Annotated in this window: 9 protein-coding genes; 2 read left to right on the top strand and 7 right to left on the bottom strand. The window is 72.4% G+C overall.

Annotation, left to right across the window (positions count from 1 at the left end; genetic code table 11):
• The first annotated feature begins 20 nt into the window (after positions 1–20).
• Positions 21–1,718: an NAD(P)/FAD-dependent oxidoreductase gene (locus AB8A24_RS20530; protein WP_328964111.1), complete on the top strand. Its 1,698-nt coding sequence runs from the start codon at positions 21–23 to the stop codon at positions 1,716–1,718.
• A 60-nt stretch (positions 1,719–1,778) separates the two neighbouring features.
• Here the strand turns inward: AB8A24_RS20530 and AB8A24_RS20535 are convergent, their stop codons facing one another.
• The 4 genes from AB8A24_RS20535 to AB8A24_RS20550 form a co-directional block, all read right to left on the bottom strand.
• A complete protein-coding gene (locus AB8A24_RS20535; RefSeq protein WP_328964112.1) occupies positions 1,779–2,129 on the bottom strand; it encodes a hypothetical protein in 351 nt (116 codons plus the stop codon).
• Positions 2,130–2,254: 125 nt separating this feature from the next.
• Positions 2,255–2,896, bottom strand: coding sequence for a DUF5995 family protein (locus AB8A24_RS20540; protein WP_328964113.1), 642 nt, complete (start codon positions 2,894–2,896; stop codon positions 2,255–2,257).
• A gap of 75 nt (positions 2,897–2,971) precedes the next feature.
• The gene (locus AB8A24_RS20545; RefSeq protein WP_328964114.1) at positions 2,972–4,366 is read right to left on the bottom strand and encodes a solute carrier family 23 protein; all 1,395 of its coding nucleotides are present in this window, start codon (positions 4,364–4,366) and stop codon (positions 2,972–2,974) included.
• Positions 4,367–4,461: 95 nt separating this feature from the next.
• The gene (locus tag AB8A24_RS20550) at positions 4,462–5,709 is read right to left on the bottom strand and encodes an MFS transporter (RefSeq protein ID WP_328964115.1); all 1,248 of its coding nucleotides are present in this window, start codon (positions 5,707–5,709) and stop codon (positions 4,462–4,464) included.
• Positions 5,710–5,764: 55 nt separating this feature from the next.
• Here AB8A24_RS20550 and AB8A24_RS20555 point away from each other — a divergent pair, with 55 nt between their 5' ends.
• Positions 5,765–6,922, top strand: coding sequence for an ROK family transcriptional regulator (locus AB8A24_RS20555; protein WP_328964116.1), 1,158 nt, complete (start codon positions 5,765–5,767; stop codon positions 6,920–6,922).
• Positions 6,923–6,990: 68 nt separating this feature from the next.
• Here the strand turns inward: AB8A24_RS20555 and AB8A24_RS20560 are convergent, their stop codons facing one another.
• From AB8A24_RS20560 to AB8A24_RS20570, 3 genes are all read right to left on the bottom strand, one after another.
• Positions 6,991–7,746 carry an NAD(P)H-binding protein gene (locus AB8A24_RS20560; protein ID WP_328964117.1) on the bottom strand — a complete coding sequence of 252 codons (756 nt, stop codon included), beginning with the start codon at positions 7,744–7,746 and terminating at the stop codon, positions 6,991–6,993.
• 53 nt (positions 7,747–7,799) lie between these two features.
• The gene (locus AB8A24_RS20565) at positions 7,800–8,699 is read right to left on the bottom strand and encodes an RNA polymerase sigma-70 factor (RefSeq protein ID WP_328964118.1); all 900 of its coding nucleotides are present in this window, start codon (positions 8,697–8,699) and stop codon (positions 7,800–7,802) included.
• A gap of 101 nt (positions 8,700–8,800) precedes the next feature.
• A partial coding sequence (locus tag AB8A24_RS20570) for a carbohydrate-binding protein (RefSeq protein WP_369477022.1) occupies positions 8,801–9,036 on the bottom strand: 236 nt, incomplete at its 5' end.

Here is a 9,036-nt window from a genome sequence, read left to right on the forward strand (position 1 = left end):
CCGCAAGGAGACGTACCCCCATGACGTCCACGGTGCCCACCACCGCCGTCCCGCACAGCGACGGACAGCCGCCGATCACCATGTTCGGTCCGGACTTCCCGTACGCGTACGACGACTTCCTCGCCCACCCGGCGGGCCTCGGCCAGATACCGGCGACCGAGCTCGGCACCGAGGTCGCCGTCATCGGCGGCGGACTCTCCGGCATCATCTCGGCCTACGAGCTGATGAAGATGGGCCTCAAGCCCGTCGTCTACGAGGCCGACCAGATCGGCGGTCGCCTGCGCACCGTCGGCTTCGAGGGCGCCGAGACCGAGGGCCTCACCGCGGAGATGGGCGCCATGCGCTTCCCGCCCTCCTCCACGGCCCTGCAGCACTACATCGACCTCGTCGGCCTGGTCACGGAGCCCTTCCCGAACCCGCTCGCCGAGTCCACCCCCTCGACGGTCGTCGACCTCAAGGGCGAGACGCACTACGCCGAGACGATCGCGGACCTCCCGCAGATCTACCGCGACGTGTCCGCCGCCTGGAACGCCTGCCTCGACGAGGGCGCCGACTTCTCCGACATGAACACCGCGATGCGCGAGCGGGACGTCCCGCGCATCCGCGAGATCTGGGCCAAGCTCGTCGAGAAGCTCGACGACGAGACCTTCTACGGCTTCCTCTGCAAGTCGGAGGCCTTCAAGTCCTTCCGCAAGCGCGAGATCTTCGGCCAGGTCGGCTTCGGCACGGGCGGCTGGGACACCGACTTCCCGAACTCCATCCTGGAGATCCTGCGCGTCGTCTACACCGAGGCCGACGACCACCACCGCGGCATCGTGGGCGGCTCGCAGCAGCTGCCGCTGCGCCTGTGGGAGCGCGAGCCGGAGAAGATCGTCCACTGGGACCGGGGCACCTCGCTGTCCTCCCTGCACGACGGCACCCCGCGCCCGGCGGTCACCCGCCTGCACCGCACGGCCGGCAACCGCATCACGGTCACCGACTCCTCCGGCGACATCCGCACGTACCGCGCCGCGATCTTCACGGCCCAGTCCTGGATGCTGCTGTCGAAGATCGAGTGCGACGACACGCTGTTCCCGATCGACCACTGGACGGCGATCGAGCGCACCCACTACATGGAGTCGTCCAAGCTCTTCGTCCCCGTCGACCGGCCGTTCTGGCTGGACAAGGACGAGGAGACCGGCCGCGACGTCATGTCGATGACGCTGACCGACCGCATGACCCGCGGCACGTACCTGCTGGACAACGGTCCGGACAAGCCCGCCGTCATCTGCCTCTCGTACACCTGGTGCGACGACAGCCTCAAGTGGCTGCCGCTGTCCGCGAACGAGCGGATGGAGGTCATGCTGAAGTCCCTCGGCGAGATCTACCCCAAGGTCGACATCCGCCGGCACATCATCGGCAACCCGGTCACCGTGTCCTGGGAGGACGAGCCCTACTTCATGGGCGCGTTCAAGGCCAACCTCCCGGGCCACTACCGCTACCAGCGACGCCTGTTCACCCACTTCATGCAGGAGCGCCTCCCCGAGGACAAGCGCGGCATCTTCCTCGCGGGCGACGACATCTCCTGGACGGCCGGTTGGGCCGAGGGCGCGGTCCAGACCGCCCTCAACGCCGTCTGGGGCGTCATGCACCACCTCGGTGGGTCCACGGACTCCACCAACCCGGGCCCGGGCGACGTCTACGACGACATCGCCCCGGTCGAACTCCCCGAGGACTGATCCTCCGGGTACCAAGGCCACGGGCCGTCCCCGCGTGAGCAGCGCGGGCAAGGCCCGTTCTCAATGCCCCAGGCGTCCGCGCCCACCGACGTTGCGTCCGGCGACGTGCCGCCCGACGAGGTGCAGCCCGGCGACGTGCCGCTCGGGCTGCGCGATGTCGTCGAACACGTCGATCAGGTCCTCGATCTCCTGCCCGTGCGACGTCACCGCCCAGTTGTCGGTGAAACCGGTCCGCATGAGCTCGTCGGACAGGAAGTGCAGCATCGTCTCCGCGGCGTAGTCGTCCGGGACCGTGGCGGAGGTGGCGATCTCCGTCGCCTCCGGGTGCCACTCCGCCAGTTCCAGCAGGGACCGGTAAAGCTTCGTGCCGCCGCGAAACCAGTCGGGGACGGTGTGGTTCTGCTCGCTCATTCTTCCTGCCATCACGTATCGCGTCATGGAACGGGGCCGTCCGCAGACCGTGATCACTCGGCCGCGGAGATGATCACCACCGTAGCCTTCTTTCGGCCGATGGCCCGATGGCGTCCGTGCGGCCCTCAGCCCCGTGGGGTCAGGAGACAGCGCCCCACCAGGCCCACGCCCGCGTCCAAGGAGTCCGTGAACTCCTCGGCCAGTTCCGGCGCCCGGCGCAGCGTCCACAGCAGGCGGGCCGCCGACCAGGCCCCGGCGCGGGCGCGCTCCAGGCTCCACGAGCCGACCAGGTGGGTCAGCGGGTCGGCGATCTCCAGCAGGTCCGGGCCCGGCATCAGGTCCTCCCGGATGTGCTCCTCCAGGGAGACCAGCGTGTCGCCGACCCGGTCGAAGTCCGCCTCCAGGGCCCGCGGTTCACACTTCAGCTCACCGCACGTGGCCACCACCGCCAGCGCCAGGTCATGGCCGATGTGCGCGTTGATCCCGGCCAGCGCGTGCTGGAGCGGACGGATCCCGGGGTGCCGGCGGTACTGCAGCAGGGGGCGCCAGCAGGCCGGGGCCCGGTCCGCCTCGACCGCCGTCAGGTACCGCTCCGCGAACCGCACGCTGAGCGTCTGGGCCCGCCGGGGCGCCGGGAACCCGCCGTGCTCGATCCGCCGGTGCAGGGCCTCCGTCACGGTCAGGTAGACCCGGTTGAAGACGGCGACACCGTCCTGCGGCGGGAGCCGCTCCTCCAGGGCGCGCATCCGCGCCAGCACCGCATCCATGGGGGCAGAGTCGCAGGCGCCGACGCGGATCCGGGGAACTTGGCCGTACGCTTCCCCGGTTCGGGCGAAACCCCGTCAACGGGGCTTGTCCTGGCCGTCCCCGGGCTCGTCGTAGTCGGAGGTGCCCTCGTCGAGCAGGGGCTCCTGCTTGAGGTGCGCGGGCGCCATGAACCGCAGCGCGTGATACCCGGTGATCACCACGATCGAACCCAGCGCGATGCCGCCCAGCTCGAAGGTGTCGGTGATCTGCAGCTTCACGCCGCCGATGCCGATGATGATGCCCGCCGCGGCCGGCACCAGGTTCAGCGGATTGCGCAGGTCCACCCCGCCGTTGATCCAGATCTGGGCGCCGAGCAGGCCGATCATCCCGTAGAGGATGACCGTGATGCCGCCGAGCACCCCGCCCGGGATCGCGGCGACGATCGCCCCGAACTTGGGGCACAGCCCGAAGAGCAGCGCGAAGCCCGCGGCCGCCCAGTAGGCCGCCGTGGAGTAGACCCGGGTGGCCGCCATGACACCGATGTTCTCGGAGTACGTGGTGTTCGGCGGGCCGCCGACCGCCGTGGACAGCATGGACGCCGCCCCGTCCGCCGCGATCGCCGTACCCAGCTTGTCGTCGAGCGGGTCGCCGGTCATCTCGCCGACGGCCTTGATGTGCCCGGCGTTCTCCGCGATCAGCGCGATCACCACCGGCAGGGCGATCAGGATCGCCGACCACTCGAAGGCGGGCGCGTGGAAGGACGGGAACCCGATCCAGTCCGCCTTGGCGACCGCCGAGAGGTCCAGCCGCCAGTGGTCGACGGCCGCCTCCCCGCCCACCGTCGAGTGGATCTTCCCGAAGAGCAGGTCGGAGAGCCAGGAGATCCCGTACCCGAAGAGCAACCCGAGGAAGATCGCGATGCGCGACCAGAACCCGCGCAGGCAGACCACGGCCGCCCCGGTGAACAGCATGGTCAGCAGTGCCGTCCACTGGTCCTGCGGCCAGTACGTGCTCGCCGTCACCGGCGCCAGGTTGAAGCCGATCAGCATCACCACCGCGCCCGTCACGATGGGCGGCATCGCCGCGTGGATGACGCGGGCGCCGAAGCGCTGCACCGCCAGACCGGCCAGGAACAGTGCCACGCCGACGACGAAGCAGGCGCCCGTGACCACCGCGCTGTCCCCGCCCGAGGCCCGGATGGCCGCCGCGACACCGACGAACGACAGCGAGCAGCCCAGGTAGGACGGGACCCGGCCGCGCGTCGCGAGGAGGAAGACCACCGTCGCGACGCCGGACATCATGATGGCCAGGTTCGGGTCCAGGCCCATCAGGACCGGAGCGACGAAACTCGCGCCGAACATCGCCACGACGTGCTGCGCGCCCAGCCCGGCGGTCCGCGGCCACGACAGCCGCTCCTCCGGCCGGACCACCGCCCCGGGGGCGGGAGTCCGCCCGTCTCCGTGCAGGGTCCAGCCCACGCCGAGGCCCATGTCCCACTCCTCTACTCCGGACGGCCGCCGCTCCGGCCGCTCACACATCGAGGCCGCAGTGCACGGGGTACGTGCCGCTGCGGCCGATCGACATGTTACGGCCGGGTTCGGGCAGGTTCGTCGAGGCCGGGGGAGCCGGCCTTCGCCGTCGCCCCGCCGAGATCATCCCCAGCCTGCCCCACCGGCGCCCCCGGGCGCAGTACCGCGGCACCGGCGATCAGCGCGAACGTCAGCAGGGTCACCAGCCCGAAGGACACCACCAGCGAGGTCGCGTCCGCCACCGCACCGATCGCCGACGGCGCGATCAACCCCGAGGTGTACGTGATCGTCGCGACACCGGCGATGGCCTGCGCCGGGGCCGGGCCGCTGCGCCCCGCCGCCGCGAAGGCCAGCGGGACCACCACCGCGATACCCAGCCCGATCAGCCCGAACCCGGCCAGCGCACCCGCCGGATGTTGGACCCCGACCACGAGCAGTCCGCCCAGGGTGGCCACCACCCCGCCCGCCCGGACCGTGCGCACCGCCCCGAACCGGTCCACCACCCGGTCCCCGACCAGCCGGGCCACGGCCATCGTCAGCGCGAAGGCGGTGGTGGAGGCCGCCGCCAGACCGGCGTCGGTGTGCAGCACGTCCCGCAGGTAGACGGCCGACCAGTCCAGGCTCGCGCCCTCGGCGAAGACCGCACAGAACCCGATGGCCCCGATCAACAGCGCCGACTTCGGCGGCAGCGCGAAGTGCGCGGGCGCCGGCGCCTCCTGGTCGGCCCTCAGGTCCAGCACCCCTTGTACGGCGAACAGCCCGCACGCCGTGAGGAGCAGCGCGGCGACCAGGTGGTGCGGCCGGGCGTCGACCCCGGTGTGCGCGGCGACGGTACCCGCGGCCGAACCGAGCAGAGCGCCCACGCTCCACATGCCGTGCAGCGAGGACATGATCGAGCGGCCCAGCCGGTTCTCCGTCTCCACCCCGAGCGCGTTCATCGCCACGTCCGACATGCCGGCGGTGGCGCCGTAGACGAAGAGGACGAAGCAGAGGGCGGGCAGGTTCGGGGCGAGGCTCGGCAGGATCAGCGAGAGGGTCCACAGCGAGAGCAGCACCCGCAGCGCGGTCCGTGCGCCGAGCCGGTGGTTGATCCGGCCCGCCAGCGGCATCGCGAGGGCGGCGCCCACGGCGGGCGCGGCGAGGGCCAGGCCCAGGGTGCCCGCGCTGAGCTGGGCGTGCTCCTGGATCCAGGGGATGCGGGTGGCGAAGGAGCCGGTGACGGCACCGTGGGTGCAGAAGACGGCGGCGATGGCGTAGCGGGCATGGCGCAGGCGCGCCGGGCTGAGGTCGGTGTCCCCGGTCATGAGGATTAAACTATCAGGGACCCTGCCTGATAGATAACGGGCCCGACTCCCTAGGATGGGCGCCGTGACTCCTGCCCCCACCAGCACCCAGGTACCGGCCCCCGCCTCGCCCAGCACGGCCCGGGCCATCAACGACCGCCTCGCCCTGCAACTGCTCCAGGAATCCGGGCCACTGACGGCCACCCAGCTCAAGACCATGACCGGCCTCTCCCGCCCCTCGGTCGCCGACCTGGTCGACCGGCTCACCGAAGCCGGACTCATCGAGATCGCCGGCGAATCCGGCGAACAGCGCCGGGGCCCCAACGCCAAGCTGTACGGGATCGTCGCCGACCGCGCCCACCTCGCCGCCCTCGACGTACGCACCGACCGGGTCACCGCCGTCGTCACCGACCTCCTCGGCCGCCCCCTCGCCGAAGCCGCCCTGCCCGTCGGCGCCCCCGAGGACGCGGTGGCCGCCCTGCTGCGCACCGCGCGCGAAGCCGGCGCGGCCGAGCTGCACACCGTCGTCATAGGCGCCCCGGGCCTCGTCGCCCCGGCCACCGGCGAACTCCGCGACACCAGCGGCCTCCCCGCCTGGCACCGGGACCTGGTCACCGCCCTGCAGCGGAGCCTGCCCGCCGTGGTCGTCGTCGAGAACGAGACCAACCTGGCCGCCCTCGCCGAGCAGCGCCTGGGCGTGGCCCGCGACCTGGACTCCTTCGTCCTGCTGTGGCTCGGCGCGGGGGTGGGCGCGGCCGTGGTCCTGGACGGCCGGCTGCGCCGGGGAGCCTCCGGCGGTGCGGGCGAGATCGGCTTCCTCCCGGTACCCGGCACCACCGGACTGCCGTCGGCCGAGGACTGCGCGGGCGGATTCCACGCCCTGGTGGGCCGCGAAGCCGTGACCGCGCTGGCGCGCGCACACGGCTTCGCGGGCCCGGCGGAGGAGGCCGTGGCCGGAGCCGCGGGGGAGCCCTTCCTCGAAGCCCTGGCCGAACGGCTCGCGCTGGGCGCGGCGGCGGCCGCGGCGATCCTGGACCCGGGCTGCGTGGTCCTGGCGGGCGAACTTGGCCGCGCCGGCGGCCCGGCCCTGGCCGCCCGGGTCGCCCACCGCGTGGCGGAACTGACCCCGGTCCCGACGGAGATCCGCGCCACGACCCTGGGCGACCCGGCCGTCCTGGCAGGAGCCGAACTGGCGGCACGCGAAGCCGCCCAGGCGGTGCTGTTCGGGGGGTAGGGGGCGGGGCAACGGGAGGCGGGGCAACCGGAGGCGGGGGCGGGCGCCGTACCTCCCCCCGCCCTTCCCTACCGTTGCGCCTTGAGCTTCGCGAACTCCGCGAACGTGAGGCGGCCCACCGCGTGGGACGGGGCCAGGTGGCCGCCGCGCTTGAAGCCCGCGTAGGCCTTGCCCGCCAGGGGGAAGGGGATCACCCGGCGGCGGCGGCCCGTCGCGGCCAGGTAGGTGCGGGCCAGGTCCGGCAGGGTGTGGATCTCCGGGCCGCCCATGTCCGTGACCCGGCCCGACGGGGTCGGGACCGCCAGTTCCGCCAAGCGGTCCGCGACCTCGCCGACGGCGATCGGCTGGACCCGTACCCCGCCCGGCACCGGCGCGACGAGCGGCAGCTTCGCCGCCGTGTCCACCAGCTGCGCCACCAGGTCGTGGAACTGCGTGGTGCGCAGGATGGTCAGGCCCAGGCCGGAGGCCTCCAGCAGCCGTTCGACCTGCAGCTTCGTCCGGTAGTAGCCGAGCGGCACCAGGTCCACCCCGACGATCGAGATGTAGACGATGTTGGTGACGGTCCCCGCCCGCCGGGCCGCGTCGATCAGGTGCCGGGTGGCGATCTCGTCGCCCTTGCCCCCGCCGCGCGTGTCGCTCGCGCAGTGCACGACCACCTCCGCGCCCGCCATCGCCGCGTCCAGCCCGCCGCCGTCCGTCAGGTCGACCGGGTGGTCGGGGGCGTGCCGGCTCAGTGCGCGGACCTCGTGTCCCGCGTCGCGGAGCCGGTCCACGACCAGCGCGCCGAGGGTGCCGGTGCCGCCGGTGACGAGGATGGTGCTCATGGGGTCCGCCTTTCGCCGATGCGGTTCTTTCAGCAGCGGAGACCGGACGGCCCTCAGGAATGTGACAGCTGCCCCCGGAGGAATTCCAGCTTCTCCGGGTTGAGTACCGTGCTGAGCCCGCTGACCAGCCCGTTCTCGAATTCCACCAGAAGAACGGCGGTCTCGCCGAAGAGCAGCGCCGGTACCCCGTTGATCTCCGCGACGCCGACCGGCAGGTCCCCGGCGAACTTCTTGAGCACGCCGACCGCGAAGCGGGCGACCTTCTCCCGGCCCAGGATCGGCCGCAGCGCCGCGTTGACCACGCCGCCGCCGTCCGACACGAACCGGACGTCGGCCGTCAGCAGCCCTTCCAGCCGGGCCAGGTCCCCGCCGCGGGCCGCCGTCATGAAGGTCTCCACGAGGCTCTGCCACCGTTCGGGGTCCGGTTCGAAGCGCCGTTCGGGCTCGGCGGCCCGTTCGGCGGCCACCCGGCCGGCCGCCCGCCGGTAGAGCTGCCGGCAGTTCGCCTCGGTGAGGTCGAGGACCGCGGCGATCTCCCGGTGGCTGTAGGCGAAGGCCTCGCGCAGTACGTAGACGGCCCGCTCGACCGGGGTGAGCTGCTCCAGCAGCACCAGCAGGGCCATGGACACGCTGTCCCGCTGTTCCGCGGACTCCAGCGGGCCGAGCGTGCCGTCGCCGGTGAGGACGGGTTCCGGGAGCCAGGGGCCGACGTACGCCTCGCGTCGGACCCGCGCCGAGGTGAGGGTGTTGAGGCACAGGTTGGTGACGACCTTGGCGAGCCAGGCGCCGGGGTGTTCGATCTCCTCGCGGTCCGCGGACGCCCAGCGCAGGTACGCCTCCTGCACGGTGTCCTCGGCGTCCGCGGCCGAGCCGAGCATGCGGTAGGCGATGCCGAACATCCGGGGACGGTTTTCCTCGAAGTCCGCGTCGGACGCGGTGATGTGTGTGATCACCGCAGCAGCGTACGAGGCCGGGTGCGCGCGGAACGTGCGAGGACCCGGTGGCCGCCGGGCCACCGGTTCCTCACGTTCACTCGTGGATCAGGGCGCAGGGGTCAGCAGGCGCCCTGGTCCTTCCAGACTCCCCAGTCACCGGTGGTGCCGGGCTCCTCGTTCTGCGTCCACCACTGGGCCTTCCAGTTGCGGCCCTTGTGGGAGACGACGTTGCCGCTGTTGTAGATCGTGCCCGCCACGTACGCCGGGTTGGTGCAGGTCCCGCCCGGAGGCGTGGTCGGCGGGGTCGTGGGGGTCGTGGGGGGAGTGGGGGGCGGGGTGGTCGGGGGAGTGGGGG

This window comes from Streptomyces sp. BF23-19 (genome assembly GCF_041106355.1).
In the GTDB taxonomy this organism is placed as follows: domain Bacteria; phylum Actinomycetota; class Actinomycetes; order Streptomycetales; family Streptomycetaceae; genus Streptomyces; species Streptomyces virginiae_A.

Excerpts from the sequence above, each read along its gene's own strand:
- AB8A24_RS20530 (WP_328964111.1), top strand. The coding sequence starts at position 21 with ATGACGTCCACGGTGCCCACCACCGCCGTCCCGCACAGCGACGGACAG.
- AB8A24_RS20535 (WP_328964112.1), bottom strand. The coding sequence starts at position 2,129 with ATGAGCGAGCAGAACCACACCGTCCCCGACTGGTTTCGCGGCGGCACG.
- AB8A24_RS20540 (WP_328964113.1), bottom strand. The coding sequence starts at position 2,896 with ATGGATGCGGTGCTGGCGCGGATGCGCGCCCTGGAGGAGCGGCTCCCG.
- AB8A24_RS20545 (WP_328964114.1), bottom strand. The coding sequence starts at position 4,366 with ATGGGCCTCGGCGTGGGCTGGACCCTGCACGGAGACGGGCGGACTCCC.
- AB8A24_RS20550 (WP_328964115.1), bottom strand. The coding sequence starts at position 5,709 with ATGACCGGGGACACCGACCTCAGCCCGGCGCGCCTGCGCCATGCCCGC.
- AB8A24_RS20555 (WP_328964116.1), top strand. The coding sequence starts at position 5,765 with ATGGGCGCCGTGACTCCTGCCCCCACCAGCACCCAGGTACCGGCCCCC.
- AB8A24_RS20560 (WP_328964117.1), bottom strand. The coding sequence starts at position 7,746 with ATGAGCACCATCCTCGTCACCGGCGGCACCGGCACCCTCGGCGCGCTG.